The sequence below is a fragment of the Cohnella sp. genome, from assembly GCF_041640265.1.
In the GTDB taxonomy this organism is placed as follows: domain Bacteria; phylum Bacillota; class Bacilli; order Paenibacillales; family Paenibacillaceae; genus Cohnella.
The window spans coordinates 39733-55334 of record NZ_JBEQAP010000027.1 but is presented as its reverse complement, the minus strand read 5'-3'; the positions used below and the strand labels follow the sequence as shown (position 1 = coordinate 55334).

General features: G+C 43.5%; 14 protein-coding genes and 1 riboswitch. Of the genes, 7 read left to right on the top strand and 7 right to left on the bottom strand.

Annotated features, from left to right (window positions below; all coding sequences use genetic code 11):
- Positions 1-172: 172 nt before the first annotated feature.
- Both ACESLK_RS18460 and ACESLK_RS18455 read left to right on the top strand, forming a co-directional pair.
- A complete protein-coding gene (locus tag ACESLK_RS18460) occupies positions 173-1507 on the top strand; it encodes a cytochrome ubiquinol oxidase subunit I (protein WP_373231188.1) in 1335 nt (444 codons plus the stop codon).
- Positions 1508-1519: 12 nt separating this feature from the next.
- Entirely contained in the window at positions 1520-2536 is a 1017-nt protein-coding gene (locus tag ACESLK_RS18455; protein ID WP_373231170.1) for a cytochrome d ubiquinol oxidase subunit II, read from the top strand.
- Positions 2537-2725: 189 nt separating this feature from the next.
- On the opposite strand, the gene mnmH is transcribed toward ACESLK_RS18455, so the two are convergent.
- Complete coding sequence (gene mnmH / locus ACESLK_RS18450; RefSeq protein ID WP_373231169.1) at positions 2726-3766, bottom strand: tRNA 2-selenouridine(34) synthase MnmH; 1041 nt, start codon at positions 3764-3766, stop codon at positions 2726-2728.
- A gap of 20 nt (positions 3767-3786) precedes the next feature.
- Positions 3787-4839 (bottom strand): selenide, water dikinase SelD, encoded by a 1053-nt coding sequence (gene selD, locus ACESLK_RS18445; RefSeq protein ID WP_373231168.1) that lies wholly within the window; start codon positions 4837-4839, stop codon positions 3787-3789.
- A 142-nt stretch (positions 4840-4981) separates the two neighbouring features.
- Between selD and ACESLK_RS18440 the strand changes: the two genes are divergently transcribed.
- The 4 genes from ACESLK_RS18440 (at position 4982) to ACESLK_RS18425 (ending at position 10013) form a co-directional block, all read left to right on the top strand.
- Positions 4982-6046, top strand: coding sequence for a permease (locus tag ACESLK_RS18440; protein WP_373231167.1), 1065 nt, complete (start codon positions 4982-4984; stop codon positions 6044-6046).
- Positions 6047-6187: 141 nt separating this feature from the next.
- Positions 6188-7858, top strand: coding sequence for a ribonuclease J (locus ACESLK_RS18435; RefSeq protein ID WP_373231166.1), 1671 nt, complete (start codon positions 6188-6190; stop codon positions 7856-7858).
- Positions 7859-7950: 92 nt separating this feature from the next.
- Positions 7951-8469 (top strand): DUF3231 family protein, encoded by a 519-nt coding sequence (locus ACESLK_RS18430; protein ID WP_373231165.1) that lies wholly within the window; start codon positions 7951-7953, stop codon positions 8467-8469.
- A 116-nt stretch (positions 8470-8585) separates the two neighbouring features.
- Positions 8586-10013, top strand: a complete 1428-nt coding sequence (locus ACESLK_RS18425; RefSeq protein ID WP_373231164.1) for a sensor histidine kinase — start codon at positions 8586-8588, stop codon at positions 10011-10013.
- Positions 10014-10017: 4 nt separating this feature from the next.
- Here ACESLK_RS18425 and ACESLK_RS18420 read toward each other — a convergent pair whose 3' ends face one another.
- The 3 genes from ACESLK_RS18420 to ACESLK_RS18410 all read right to left on the bottom strand — a co-directional run bounded on the left by ACESLK_RS18420 (position 10018) and on the right by ACESLK_RS18410 (position 12067).
- Positions 10018-10779 carry a MerR family transcriptional regulator gene (locus tag ACESLK_RS18420; protein WP_373231163.1) on the bottom strand — a complete coding sequence of 254 codons (762 nt, stop codon included), beginning with the start codon at positions 10777-10779 and terminating at the stop codon, positions 10018-10020.
- A gap of 104 nt (positions 10780-10883) precedes the next feature.
- Positions 10884-11606, bottom strand: a complete 723-nt coding sequence (locus ACESLK_RS18415) for a hypothetical protein (protein ID WP_373231162.1) — start codon at positions 11604-11606, stop codon at positions 10884-10886.
- Between the two features lie 44 nt (positions 11607-11650).
- On the bottom strand, positions 11651-12067 hold the full coding sequence (locus ACESLK_RS18410) for a DUF2203 domain-containing protein (RefSeq protein ID WP_373231161.1): 417 nt from the start codon (positions 12065-12067) through the stop codon (positions 11651-11653).
- A gap of 216 nt (positions 12068-12283) precedes the next feature.
- On the opposite strand from ACESLK_RS18410, the gene ACESLK_RS18405 reads away from it, so the two are divergent.
- The gene (locus ACESLK_RS18405; protein WP_373231160.1) at positions 12284-12727 is read left to right on the top strand and encodes a hypothetical protein; all 444 of its coding nucleotides are present in this window, start codon (positions 12284-12286) and stop codon (positions 12725-12727) included.
- A 336-nt stretch (positions 12728-13063) separates the two neighbouring features.
- Here ACESLK_RS18405 and ACESLK_RS18400 read toward each other — a convergent pair whose 3' ends face one another.
- Positions 13064-14017 (bottom strand): EamA family transporter, encoded by a 954-nt coding sequence (locus ACESLK_RS18400; RefSeq protein ID WP_373231159.1) that lies wholly within the window; start codon positions 14015-14017, stop codon positions 13064-13066.
- 76 nt (positions 14018-14093) lie between these two features.
- Positions 14094-14204, bottom strand: a riboswitch (purine riboswitch).
- 45 nt (positions 14205-14249) lie between these two features.
- On the bottom strand, positions 14250-15488 hold the full coding sequence (locus ACESLK_RS18395) for an outer membrane protein assembly factor BamB family protein (protein WP_373231158.1): 1239 nt from the start codon (positions 15486-15488) through the stop codon (positions 14250-14252).
- Positions 15489-15602: the final 114 nt, after the last annotated feature.

Below are 15602 nucleotides of genomic sequence, written 5' to 3'. Positions count from 1 at the left end.
TATAGTTGTTGAAGATAACTCACCGTTGGACCATGATCCCGAGTGCTGCTGCAAGAAGACTAGAAGCTGCCCGGCAAATACAGTATTAAGGAATGGCCACTCAATTTCTTAGTATAATTTTTGGTAATATAAGGAATGTTAATCGAAGTCCAAAATTGTGTAAGCCGGAGGGATTAAGTTGAATGCGTTGGATTGGAGCCGCGGTTTGACGGAAATGACACTTGCTTTTCATATTTTGTTCGCCACAGTTGGAGTCGGCATACCCATCTTCATCTCCATCGCCGAATGGATGGGGATAAGAAAAAGAGATCCTCATTATTCACTCATGGCACGAAGATGGACACGCGGCTTTGTCATTACGGTAGCGGTCGGAGTTGTTACCGGTACGTGTATCGGTCTTCAGCTTAGCCTGTTATGGCCGGAATTTATGCGATTTGCAGGCAATGTGATAAGTTTGCCTCTCTTTTTGGAAACCTTTGCATTTTTCTTTGAAGCCATTTTTCTTGGTATCTATCTGTATACATGGAATCGATTCTCCAATCCATATTTTCACTGGTTGTTGACCCTTCCAATTGTCATCGGATCATCCGCTTCCGCGTTGTTTATTACGATGGTTAATGCTTTTATGAATACGCCGCAAGGGTTTTCGTTAGAAAATGGGAAGCTGACAAATCTTGATCCGCTCGCTGCTATGTTCAATCCGGCTACGCCTTCCAAAGTGGCTCACGTATTGTCTTCCGCTTACTTAACCGCAGCATTTCTGCTGGCCATGATTGCCGCATTTTCCATGCTTAGAGGACGAAATCATGATTACTACAAAAAGTCCATCCGACTCAACATGATTACCGGACTGATCCTTGCGGCAGCTACGATCTGGATAGGGGATATTTCCGCCATATTTTTAGCTGATGAACAGCCTGAGAAATTGGCTGCGGCCGAATGGCATTTCGAGACTGGGAATCGAGTTTCACTTGTTATTGGCGGCCAATTGAACCCGGACACGATGGAGATAACAGGGGCAATACAAATTCCTTGGGCGCTTAGCCTTCTTGCAACGCACGATCCAAACGGAACGGTTATCGGGTTAAACGATTTTCCGAAGGACGAGTGGCCACCGTTGTATGTACACTACCTTTTTGATTCTATGGTTGGCATCGGATTTTACTTACTGGCCGTTCCCATTCTGTTCCTCATCTTGACTCGAATGAAGCGATGGAATGCGTATAATCGCTGGATGCTTGTTGGAATCCTTGCGGGGGGACCCTTTTCTTTGCTCGCCATCGAGCTGGGCTGGTTTTATGCGGAAGTAGGCAGACAGCCATGGATTCTAAGGGGATACATGCGCGTATCCGATGCGGCCACAACAAATCCTAATGTCAGCATCACATTTTGGCTGTTCGCTGCTTTGTACCTCTTGCTGGGTATTATTTGCTTGTTCGTACTCAGCCGGTTGTTCCGCAATAAACCGGCTGAAATCGAACTCGAAGAACGTCGAGTTATTTTATAGGAGGTCATTGGAATGTCGCTTGAACAGCTTGGAATCACCGTGCTTTGGATATTTCTGTACGGCTACTTAATCGTTGCCTCCATCGATTTCGGGGCCGGGTTTTACGCTTATTATAGCAGAGTTATCGGAATCGAATCGATAATTTCGCCTGTTATCTCCAGATATTTGTCGCCGGTTTGGGAAGTTACGAATGTTTTTCTCGTATTCTTTTTCGTAGGTATCGTCGGTTTTTTTCCCGAAACAGCTTATTATTATGGAACCGCGTTGCTGATCCCAGGAAGCATTGCACTCGTTCTGCTCGCTATCCGGGGATCTTTCTATGCATTTGCCAATTACGGCGCGAAGAAAAATAATCTTTATCTTCTCGCCTATGGATCGACGGGACTTCTCATACCGGCGTCCTTATCTACCGTGTTTACTATTTCAGAGGGTGGTTTTTTGTCCATTAGCGGAAATACCGTTTCGTTACTGATGCAGGAACTGTTCTTTAGCGCTTATTCTTGGGCTGTCGTTCTCCTTGCTGTTTCGAGTGTACTGTTTATCAGTTCGACTTTCCTAACATATTACGCCGGTCGTGCAGAAGACAGCAGGGCGCTCGAATGGCTTCGCTCATTTGCTTTGTGGGGGGCCGTTCCGACGATTATCTCCAGCCTATTTGTCTTCATCGCACTTCGCAATCATAATCGGGAACATTTCCAAAACACGCTTGAGGTATGGTGGATGTTTGGCCTGTCCTTAATTAGCTTTGTCATTGCCATCTGGCTGGTTTGGCGTCGAAAGAACTATGGCACAGCCTTTATAATGGTTATGCTGCAGTTCGCATTTGCTTTTTTCGGTTACGGGATTTCTCATCTTCCTTATTTGCTTTACCCTTACTTGACGATTTCCAGCAGTATAACAAATCCGGTAATGGGGCGGGCGTTAGTCATATCGTTTGTAGCGGGACTCGTTCTGTTAATTCCGGCGCTTGTGCTGCTGCTCAGATTGTTTTTATTTAATGCCAAGTATGTGAAGGGAGAACCGTCATGAATATCTTTGATCGTCAGGATAAATGGCTGATGTGGCTTTGTTTCGGAATTGCTGTTTTGATGCTGTTATCAGTGATACGATACATGATTTAAGAAAACTGCGAATGAGAACTTATTCATACCAGTGAGTATAGGTGACATAGGTGTTAAAGGTGTTAAAGGCATTCGTTAACTCCCTGTCCGTTTTTAATCAAAAGGATTTTAGAATAAATCTCTCGATTTGTTCTAATGCTTCATCTAAATTATTTGCTTTGATAAGAGTTCTTTGTTCAGATTCATATTCGGCAATTGTATGGGCATATCGCGGGTCATAATAGTGAAGCAGCAATTGTTCGATTGCTTCAGGATATTTGCTTTGCTTCAAATCTGATTCTATTTGGATGGCTATCGGCGTATGAATGCGGGATTTAATCTTAGCAAACGATTTCAAACATTCTTCGTGATGTTCCCACGGCTGATAGTCATCCATGATATGATGAACTCGAACTGCAAGCGGCAGCTCCAGCCATAATTGATGCGCTCTTTCCTTCATTTCTACCATCGGATTAGGAAGCACGACCTTTCCTATTCTCTTACTTTCAGCTTCGAATAAAATATATGGAGCTAGTTCATGATGGATTAATTGTTCGATCAGTATAGACTCAAATTTCTTCTGGTTGTTTGATTTTCGTCCAATGTGCCCGAAGATGGATCCACGATGCCCGGCCATCGCTTCGAAATCCAGTACAGGGTGGCCTCGATCGGCAAGACGTCTCAGAAGCTCGGTTTTTCCGCTTCCGGTATACCCGTTCAGCACGATTGGAACTGGAGAAAACGAGGCTGCTACCCTTTCCAATTCCGAGACAACCCATTGACGGTAATTACGGATACCCCCCGTTAATCGATGAACATGGATGTCCATCAAGGATAGAACCGTCGCAGTCGTTTTGCTGCGCATGCCTCCGCGCCAACAGAAGACCACTTTTTGTTCGCCTATTTCGGAGAATTGCTTAATAAAGCTTGGTAATTTCGCAGAAACAATCTCAAGCCCTCTTTCTTTGGCCGCCTGAGCGCTGACTTGCTTGTATAGGGTACCAATCTCGGCTCGTTCCTCATCATCGAAAAAAGGAATGTTCAGGCTTCCGGGAATTGTCGAATCTTCGTACTCCGATGGGGATCTTACATCTATAAGAACATATTCCTTTTTCTTTCGAAGCTCCATGAGCTCATCAAGAGTCAGATCCTGAAACATATCTAGTTGCTCCTTCAGTCTTATTCAACGATAATACGACCTGGATAATCCCGGGTGACTTCGCCAATCAAGCTTGCCTCGATACCTGCACGCTTTAATTCTTGAAATAGCTCCTCTGCTTGTTCTCCGTTTACAGAAATTAGGAGCCCACCGGAGGTAACCGAATCACACATAATCCATCTTCCTACTTGATCCAAATGATCGGGAAAGACGACGTCATTCTGGACATGAATAAAATTATTCTTTGTACCGCCCGGTACAAAGCCCAAATCCGCTAATTCCCGAACTCTTGGAAGCAAAGGCACATCTGGCTGGGAAATTCGAAGCCCGACTTCGCTTCCTTTCGCAATTTCTAGAGCATGTCCCAATAAGCCGAACCCGGTTACATCCGTGCAAGCATGAACGTCATAGGATTCCATGATCTCTGCAGATTTCCTATTGAGCGTGGTCATCACTTGCGTGAGTCTCTTGGTTTCTTCTAGTGATAACTGGTCTTTCTTTATGGATGTTGTTAAGATACCTACACCAATGGGTTTAGTTAGAATCAGTCGGTCTCCCGGTTTAGCTCCTGCGTTCGTTCGAATTTTCCCGGGATGAATAAGGCCGGTAACGGCAAGACCGAATTTCGGTTCCTTATCATCGATGGAATGGCCTCCGACGAGTGTAGCGCCTGCTTCATTCACTTTATCCGCAGCACCACGCAGAATATCGGATAAGATAAGCTTATCCAAAGTTGCAATGGGAAAAGCAACAATATTTAACACCGTTAATGGTTTGCCGCCCATGGCATAGATGTCGCTAAGCGCATTGGCCGCCGCAATTTGGCCAAAATCGTATGGGTCGTCAACGATAGGTGTGAAGAAATCAACCGTTTGAACGAGCGCAAGCTCGTCATTTAATCGATATACCCCCGCATCGTCGCTTTTATCCAAACCAACCAACAAATCCGGATTATGAGGTGCTGAAGGAAGATTCCGAAGGACTTCCCCAAGATCTGCTGGACCTATTTTACAACCGCAGCCGCCCTTGCTGGATAATGATGTGAGTTTGATCTTCGAATGATGGCTTTCCATAAATAAAGCACGTCCTTTCTACTTCTTTTCACTTGATCGTACACGATCGAAGAGCATTAACGCAAACTGTCGAATTCAACCAGCTGGTTTGAATTTTATGTTATAATCCATATTCAGATTTGTTTTATAGGAGGAATAAAGCATGACTTCGGCAGATCGGCTAACTAAGCCTAACCAAGATTATATTTATAAAACGGCTCTAATGATTGTCATATTCATTATTGTAGTTATTGCCGGATTAACTTACGTTAAATGGTGGCCTTATTATCACAAAGCTTTGAAAGCTATCTCTGAACATACGATTGGGTCTTCCATCCTCACGGGCAGTGAGAATGGCGCGTTAAGCTGGAGCAGTGCGTTAGAGTATGCAGAGAAATACTTTATTTCTATATGGAAAGCGGCTGTGTTTGGCATTCTACTTGGTTCCTTGGTCCAAGTACTGCTGCCTTATAATTGGCTGGAGCGAGTCCTAGGAAAATCGACTTTCCGAACTACGCTTATCGGAGGAATGGTATCTCTTCCAGGTATGATGTGTTCTTGCTGTGCGGCTCCAATTGCTGCGGGCATGCGTAAGCGTAACGTCTCCGTCGGAGCGAGCCTTGCCTTTTGGATCGGTAATCCGGTTCTAAATCCAGCCACTTTGATCTTTATGACCTTCGTACTATCATGGAAATTCACGCTGATTCGCCTTGTATTCGGAGTGCTGCTTACTTTCGGGGTTAGTTTTTTGGCGAATCGAATAGCGGACAAGCCTATCGCAACGAATAAGGAGATTAAGGATTTCTCCGAACACAAACCGGAAGACCGCAGCCCTTTCCTGATTCGTTGGATGAAAAGCTTGGGACTATTGTTTCTACAGGTTGTTCCAGCTTACTTGATTGCGGTACTCGTGTTGGGAGCTTTCCAAGGGTGGATGTTCCCCGTATCCATGAATTCAAGCCTGCTCGCTATTCTGATATTTGCGATTGCTGGCACATTATTCGTAATTCCAACTGCAGCCGAGATTCCAATCATAGTATCGTTTCTGGCTCTAGGTGTTGGAGCAGGTCCATCCACAGCTCTATTGCTTACATTGCCGGCAGTAAGTTTACCCTCTCTATTGATGGTAAGGAAATCCTTCTCCAACAAAATCGTTCTATTTGTAGCTGTTTCTGTTATTGTTTGCGGTATATTAAGCGGACTCATCGGAATGTTCTTGCTTAAGTAGTTGGATTATGCAGAAAAATATAACCAAATAAAGAGGGGCTGTGCCATAAGGTGATCTTAATGGTACAGCCCCTTTTGGAATAACTTTTCCTTGAGGAGGGAAAAACAAGGCAATAAAGGCATTGTTAGGAGGATTTTTAATTTGAGCGAGGAAAACACATTGTCGATTTTCGCCTTAGGAGGCGTCAACGAAATTGGCAAAAACATGTATGCGGTACAATATTTAAACGATATCGTGGTCATTGATTGCGGCTCTAAGTTTCCGGATGAAAGCATGTTAGGAATTGATTTAATTATTCCAGATATCAGATATTTGCTGGATAACCAGGATAAGATTCGTGCATTGGTCGTGACCCATGGTCATGAGGATCATATAGGGGGAATTCCCTATTTATTAAAGCAATTAAATTTGCCTATCTATGCTACTCGTTTAACGCTTGGCTTAATTGAGGTTAAATTAAAGGAGCATGGACTTCTCAGGGACTCTACCCTCGTTCCCATTGACTCTGATTCGCAAATTGAGTTTGGAGCTATAAGCCTGACTTTTTTCAAAACAAACCATAGTATTCCCGATTGCCTTGGTGTTGTATTTCGCACCCCCGAAGGAACGGTTGTGCATACGGGTGATTTCAAATTCGATCTCACTCCTGTAAACAAAGAATATCCTGATCTTCACAGAATGGCTGATATCGGTAAGAACGGTGTATTAGTTCTATTATCGGAAAGCACCAATGCAGAACGCCCTGGCTTTACCCCGTCAGAGCGGCTTGTAGGCGAGCATATTGAAGAAGCCTTCAGCAAAGCTAAGCAGAAGGTGTTTCTGTCCACCTTCGCATCTAATGTTCACAGAGTACAGCAAGTCATCGATGCTGCAGCGAAGACTAATCGTAAGCTTGTCTTGCTTGGTCGAAGTATGGTGAATGTGGTGTCGGTTGCAAAAGAACTGGGTTATCTAAAGATTCCCGATGAGATGATGGTTGACGTTAATGATGTTAATCGTATGGCTCCTGAGCGGTTAGCGATCTTATGTACTGGGAGTCAAGGCGAGCCAATGGCCGCGCTATCACGCCTAGCCAGCTCGAACTTTCGGCAAGCAGAGATTCTGCCTGGGGATACCGTCATTATCGCTGCAAGCCCTATACCTGGGAACGAGCGGAATGTTGCGCGAATCGTTGACAATTTGTATATGCTGGGGGCTAAAGTTATCTATGGTTCAGGCAGCTCTACTGGGATGCATGTATCCGGTCATGCTTGTCAAGAAGAACTGAAACTCATGCTTACCTTGATGAAGCCCAAATACTTCATTCCGATTCATGGTGAATTCAGAATGCTGCATCAGCATCGCCTGTTAGCGGAATCGGTTGGCGTGGAGAAGGATAATATTTTTATTATCAATAATGGAGATGTCGTGGATGTTCGCGATCAAGCTGCCAAGCAGACTCGAAAAATACCCGCTGGAAGCATCCTCGTAGACGGTCTTGGCATTGGGGATGTTGGAAACGTTGTTCTTCGTGATCGCAGACAGCTCTCTAGCGATGGTATCCTCATCATCGTTATTACGCTCAGTAAATCAGAAGGAAAAATCGTATCGGGTCCGGATACGGTTTCTCGGGGATTTATATATGTTCGGGATTCTGAAGGACTCATAAATGAAGTGAACCAGCAAGTAATCGCAACGATAAACAGCTTGCAAGAAGCCAATGTAAACCAATGGTTTATACTCAAAACCAACCTCAAAGAGTCGATTGGACAATTCCTGTATGCCAAAACCAAAAGAAGACCAATGATTCTGCCAATCATTATCGAAGTATAATTGAATAGCAATACTGAACAGAGGGAAAACCATGTTAGTCAATAAGTAACTATCTGAAGCAAATCATTAAATGACACTAAAGGAGTGATTTTATGGGAGTTCTAAGTGGTAATCCAAAAGATGAACCCATGCATTATGGAGAGATTTTCTGTGTGTGGCAATTTTCTACTGTAGCAAAAGGAGCTCTGTCCTGTTATCAAGCTTACAAAAATCATGCTGGTGATCATGAGTTAAAAAACCTGCTCGGCGATCTTATTGATCAAGCGAACAATGAAATCAAGGAGTGCGATAAGCTGCTTAACGATAATGGCATTGCACCAGCTCCCTTATTGCCGGAAAGACCTCCGGTAAAATTAGAGGACATTCCAGTGGGGGCAAGATTCTCCGACCCTGAAATTTCCGCAAAAATCTCTCAAGACATTGCGCTAGGATTAGCTGCCTGCAGCCAAAGCATCGGTGTCTCGGTTAGAGAGGATGTCATTGCGCTTTTCGTCAAATATCATAGTTTAAAATTGACAGCGGGTGCTAAGGCGTTAGAGATGAGCAAGGAAAAAGGATGGATTATCCCTCCTCCTCTTCAAGTCAAAAGACCTGAGTTTGTTGAAGCATAAAATATATATAAAAAAATGGTTGAGCGGAACCTCTGCTCAACCATTTTTAGCGTTTATACCTACTTAAGTACCCATATTTTCAACCCTAATGTACAATAGGTGAAGGAGGCGAAAACATGCAGATCTTAAAAAGCTTTCTAATGAACCTTAGTGTATTAGTTACCTTCACTTATTTATTTAATTTAGCATTTAAATATATATTCCAGAATGCTTCATCCCAAGTTAAACAAACCGCTCTGATCATCATCTTTATTATTTCCGGCTGGCTCTCTATTATATTTGCACTAAAAGGACAGAGCTTTACCCTATTCGATTTGCGAGCAGTCCCCATCATCTTCGGAACGCTTGTATTCCGGAATCCGCGTCATTTGCTTGTAATAGGTTCTGGTATCGCCGTAGGCCGGCTAGTCATTGCTGATATAACACCACAAGCGATTACAGGCTCGATTAATGTTTTAATTCTCGGTTGTTTAGGAGCATTGCTTGTCCAATTCTACCAGAGGAATGCGTTAAGCTATACGTCTAAAGCATTAGTATCGGTATTCTCAATTATAACTACGCAATCCATTTGTATAGCCGCTTTCGGTGCTCTGCCGACGGAATATTATTTGACCGGTGTGTTTCCATACACCTATCCAGCCGGCGTACTCGTTAGTCTGTTTTTCGTCTTCATCATTAATGATTTCTACAAAGAACAGCTTCGAGCTGCTGATATTCGCAATAAGAACCAAATCTTATATCGGCAAACGAGAGATCTGCGACGAACCAAGCGAGAGCTTGAAGAAAAAGCTAATCAGCTCATGCAGTCGTCTAAGTACAAATCCGAGTTTATAGCGAATATGTCTCACGAATTGAAGACTCCATTAAACAGCATTATCTTGTTATCGCAGCTTTTACTGGAAAACAATGAAGATCAGGATCGGGACCAGGAATCTAGATATGCAGAGCTCATACACACTTCAGGTCAAGAGCTTCTGAAAATCATTGAGGATATTCTAGATCTATCCAAGGTGGAAGCGGGGAAAATGGATATTATATTTGAGAGGACCTCCACAGAAGACTTGATTGAAATGGTGCAGCAGGAATTCGAGCCCATGACGAGTGTGAAGGGTCTCTTATTCGAAATTTCTACTGCCTCAGACGTGCCCGTCGTTTTGACTACAGACGTATTCAGACTTCGGCAAATTTTACGCAATCTTCTGATGAATGCTATTAAATTTACTGAAAAAGGTAAAGTTGGTTTATCGGTCGACATAGACAGAAGTGCCGGCTCAGAAGGTTCATCTCAGAACATTGTCTTCACTGTCTACGATACGGGAATTGGAATCAGTTCGGACAAGCAACAATTTATTTTCGAAGCTTTCCAACAAGAAGACGGAGCAATTAACCGGAAATACGGCGGGACGGGGCTTGGGCTCTCTATCAGTTTACAGCTTGCTAAACTCCTTGGAGGAGCTCTCAGCTTACAAAGCAAAAGAGGTGAAGGGAGCAGGTTCTCCCTTCATCTTCCTCTACACCCTGTTGAACACGTTTATACGGATTAACGGTTTAATTGCCTCCAGTAAAAATAACTACAGCATCCCTTAGAAACTCTGCAATACCTGGCTGATCCTTGTCATAATAAGCTTTGAACCTTTCGTCTTCTACATACATCTGTGCAACTCCCGCGTGGGCTTCTTTACTATAACTGTCCCAATAGTAGCTCAGCCATTGGCGGTGCAGGTCTGCGGCCTTCTGGGCCAGATCTCCTGCCGGATCCCCTGCGGCAAAGGCCTTGGCTAAGGTTGAGTGTATGTTCTCGGCCAACCGTTCAATTTCGGCGTATTCCTTTTCGTTCATGTTTTTGATTTTCTTATTAGACATATCGACTTGATCTGCACCATATTTGGCTCGAATTTCTACTCCGTATTGCTGCTCGTTATGGTCAATCAGCTTTTGTTTGAAGCCTTCGAACTTCTGCTTGTCACTCATGGTTATTGTCCCCTTTCGTTCAGCTAATGTCAGATCGACATTGGCGATTAGTAAATTTAGTTGCTCTCTTTTCTCGAGGAGCCTCTTGCGATGCTTCCGCAGTGCTTGATCGGCATCAAAGGCAGGTGAGGTTACCATCTCCTTAATCTCTTCTAAGCTCACACCCAGCTCGCGGTAGAATAGGATCTGCTGTAACCGATCAACCTCTGACAAACCATAGATTCGATATCCTGATGAATTGATCCTTGCCGGCTTGAGAATACCAATCTCATCATAATATCGGAGTGTCCGGGTGCTGACACCCGCCAGGAGCCCAAGCTTTTGCACGGTATATTCCAAGTTCATTCCTCCTGACAAATTGATCGTACACCTTTACGTTGCGTTAATGTCAACACCTAATATAGAGTATAAAATAGAGCCCGTCGCCGACGGGCCCTTCTTCTCTAAACCTTTGTGATTTTGGAAGGATTATTAATTTTATACAGAATTTCTTTATTGAACTTCTTGTCGACGACTTTGGCCTCAAAAGCTAAGCTTTCTCCGCTTTCAAGACCGATTCCCTTAAGCGTATTACTGTACCCGCACCAAGCATCTCCGATTATGATCGGGGGATCAATCTGTACCACAACCTCCTCGAAGAGCAAGACCTCGTCATCCGTATCCGAGAAGGGATTAGGCTTTGTTGTAAATTCCTTTACCTTAGCTGTAAATTTGACCTTATCAAGAGGCAATTCTAGCTTTATTTTCTTCTCCTTTTCTTTTTTTGGCGCTTTTTTTTCAGCTGTTTTCTCTTTCTTAACCGGTGCATCTGCCATTACGAATTCTTGTTCTGCGATTGGAGTACCCGCGTCCTCATCATTGTCCGCGACGAGCTCTTTGCCAAAGCTGCTGCTCTGCATCTCCTTCAAATAGGAAGGATGGATACAAGTCAGCTTTCCGTTCTCGAAGGCGACGACGAGTACATTCGTGTGGCCGTATTGTTGGTACCCTTGAATGGTTACCAGATTCTGAAAGGATTGTCCTTTATACCAGAATTCCTTCTTGGGTGCTTTACCGAACAAGCCCCAGCTTCTGCCGCGTTCAGCATAATCGTCTTCATTATCAAAGGTTTTATATTCCTCGTGCGGTGGATAATAGATAACACCAGTTCCCTTATTCTCGTCCATCCTATATATTCATCCTCTTTTCATGTAATCTGCGGCATATTTTATTATTGATTCTCAGGCAGTGGCTTCCGCCCCATAAATCCATCATTCCACCCATGATAATGAGTGATTTGATCTTCCCCTTGCTGCCAGCAGATTAATACCTCTTGGCCGTTTACTATTGCAGGGAAATCAATTAACCCAGGTTCGATCGTCTTAAGAAGAACACCTTTACGTTTGAAGTTCTCAATTAAGAGGTCAGCTTCTGCCCGCATGAAATCAAGCTTTACTTCCTCCTCAAAGAAAGGATCCTTCACGCTTACCACGTGAGCCGAGGACTGTTCATGTATGGTCTTATTCTTATGTAATTCAACGTACTTCTCTTCGAATTGCTTCGCCAAAGCTTGAAGATTAAGCAAGTCCTCATTTAACTGTGGCAGCAGCGCATTCGCTTCACTTAGCGTAAATAACTTATCTTCCACGACGCATCCACTCCTTACCCTAAAATATATTAGAATACGATACCCATATCCAATCGTCTGTCCTAACGTAAAATCAAATTTATTAGCTATTGCCCATTTTAAGACTAATTCAATACCTAGATCAATACCCTTGAGATTAATCAACTTCGATAACATGTATATTTTGTACAGGAAACCGCATATTAATTTCAACTTTTGAAAGCTGGAGGGAACCATATGTATCGAAGAGTAAGTATCTTACTGCTTCTATTATCCTTTTGTTTCGTACTTTCGAACAATCGGGTACGGGCTGAAGAAAAACCAAATGTTTCTATATTCGATGTGAAACAAGAAAAGGTCGTCAAAGTAGTCCCTCTCACATCCGAACTGCAGGATTCCGTGTTAGAATTGCTTCGATCCTCTCCTATTCTTTACGGCGGCTTCTCCATGGATCCTCAGGATGGCATGGTCCTACATGTTCCATTCCCAACCCCAGTTCAAATTAAACATGAACTATATCCGAGCGCAATCCAAGAAGTCTATATCTTTCTAGAACAAGACAAGCAGCCAAGAGCTCTTATCTTCTTTGCCGCTAAACAGCGTCCTATTGTTGTGGTTCTAAGTTATGACGCAAGAAAGTTTATGGAAAGGAACCAGTTAAAGGGGGCTTGGAATTCATAAAAAATGAGTTCAAAAAAAAGGAACGCCTAATCATCATTAGGCGATCCTTTAGTGTTAATTTTTGGGTATTGGAATTCCACTCGAGATTGTTGAAGCTGAGATTCATTTGATATGGACTCGATACCCCCGAATCCTGTTCAATAATAGGTATTACAATCGCTTCGGTCGGGTCAATGACCAATGCACAAAGAACGGTAATCAGCAGCAATATCAACATTTTCGCCGGGTATTTCAAGCTAGATCCGAACCCCCTAAGTTGCAAAATCACCTGGCATATTTACGCACTATTAGGTAAGGTTCCCAATCCTCTGTAGATTATTCGAGGTTTAGCGATAATTATATGGAACATGCTTGATTCGTTTTTGGTCGTCTTATCCATTGAAGAAGCTCTGGAAGAGCAACACCAATTAATACGAATCCTACCCCTGTCCATTGAAGAAGACTTACATGCTCATGCAAGACGAAGGACGATAATAATACCGCAACGGGAAGCTCGGATGCACCGAGTATTCCAGCCATTCCTTCTCCGATATGAGGAACTCCGAAAGCAAAAAGCACCGGAGGTATAAAGGCGCCGAACAGACCGAGTAGAAATCCGTACATGAGCAAGTCTCCCCATAGGAGTCCGTTAATCAGAAAATGAGGAGGAAATAAAATGAAAACAAGTGTCATACCTCCCGATAGCATCCACCCGCTCCGATATACTGGATGTACCATTGGTACTGCTTTTCCGCTGAATAGAATAAACAGAGCATAACTAATGGCAGAGAGAAGTCCTAGACCCACACCAATAAAGTTGAACTTGGTGAATCCTTGTTCAACGATCCCTGCGGCTAGTAAAGTTCCTCCGAACAAGAGTAGAAGCGTTAGGAAGATGACCCCGTTAGGCCGTTTACGTTGTCTGATAGCCTGGATAAGTACACCGATCCATGTAAATTGGAATAAAAGAAGGATTGCCAATGATGCGGGAATGTATCGAAGGGATTCGTAATATAGAAGCCCAGTAATCACCGCAGGTGTTCCTGCAGCCATAAGGGTACCTCTTTTTTTCCAATTCAGCTTCGCAGGAGTACCAGTAAGTGTAGATTCACTGTGGGTTATTGCCCCTATCTTCCTCTTCTCGCGCCGCTTCGTATACAAAACTAACCCCCAAGCCAGCAAAAAACCGATCAATAACTGACTTCCCACCACTTCTCCAAGCTTGTAGCCTTCACCGTAAGCTGTAACGACAATTGTCGATAAAATGCCGTAGCTCATAGCACCAAACAACACTGATAATAAATATTTCATTTTCTTAGCTGTCCTCCTCATTTCTCCTAGCTATAAAACAACAAAAAACTTCCTAACTGCAAATACAGAACCATCTCAAAAATGATCCGATATTCGTAGTTAGGAAGTAACGGCTTCCTGTAGATACCCTCACCCTGCTTGTTCATTCGAGCCGTGAGGTTATACGATTGATATTCTGTTGTTCAATTCACAATTTTTTATATTACACAGAGTGGTATGAATAGTCAAGAGTTTACTCCAACTTCAAGCCATAGAATTTACCTTCACGAGTAGCCAAGACAACATAATCGTTAAAAATAGCAGGCGAAGCTTCAATATTCGAGCCGATATTTATTTTTCCTTTTATTTTGCCGTCAAGAGCATTAATAACAAAGATATTCCCAACTGAATCCGCTTGTACAATATATGCAATCCCTTTATTGTCGTAAACATCTACTGGTGATGACCAACTGTAGCTTTTCATTGGCAGCTTCCATATTTCCTTGCCAGTGCTTTTATCGAGTGCTACCATTAGTCCGCCGTTTAAGGTGTCATAGCGAGCTATTGTGAAGATAACAAGATTAACGATTTCTTTCTTCCCAAGGACCGGCGTTGCTAATAGTCCCCCATTGACGGGATGATCGCCAAGCAAGGAGAAGCATGGATATTCCTTCTGCCATACGACCTTTCCCGTTAAGCCATTGATCTTCCGAATGATCGAATCACCTATGGTGCCTTGCTTGTCGACCTCAGTACCCGTATACAGGAATGGGGTTCCGCCCTCATCTTCAATAACAATCGTAGCATCCGTATCATCTGTTGAAGAGAGAGACCACTCTGGTTTATGTGTCTTTAAGTTCAAAGCCTGCAAGCTCCCTCCGTTGTCGGCAAAGTAAGCTAGATCACCATTTACAGCCACGGAATTCTCTATCCCTTGATAGGGGTTATTCTTGATGTTATATCGATATTTGTTAACGACAGGGTTTATTGAAATGGTTTTTGACTCTGGTTTATAATTCGTGTTCAGTTTGATCTGATAAAGCATTCCGTTCTCACCGCCCACCAGCAGCGAATCTTCCTGCCTGTTGAATAACGCTGAACCATCGAAGGCACCCCACTTCCGGTGTGCGAACGGGTCAATGCCTTCCATCCGGAAGAGCCTCTTCTGATTCGTTAAGCTGTAAAGGTTGAATCCTATTGTTCCATCCTCAGGTATACCCTCTCCGACATACAATAAGGGATACCCTCGAGAATCTATCGATACGCTTCCTTTAAGGGGATTGCCAACCCGAATTGGATTCCGAGTTTCTTCACCCGTCTCCAAATCAAGAAAATAAACATGGCCATCAAGAGAGGCGTATATGACTTCCGTGAAATTAGGCTTTTCAAGAAACTTACCCTTCACATTCATCGTGCGGAGTACTTGCGGGTCCCATTTGACAATGGCAGGCTGCCCTGTCCAGCCTGCTCCGCCTCCCCATGAGCTTTTCATAGTCGTCTTCTCCCAAATAACCTTCGGCCTATATCGTATCATATCTACATTCCCGAACGAAGGTGCGCTGCGATCACTTGATCCACGAAACGTCAAAATTCCTTCGACTTCGCT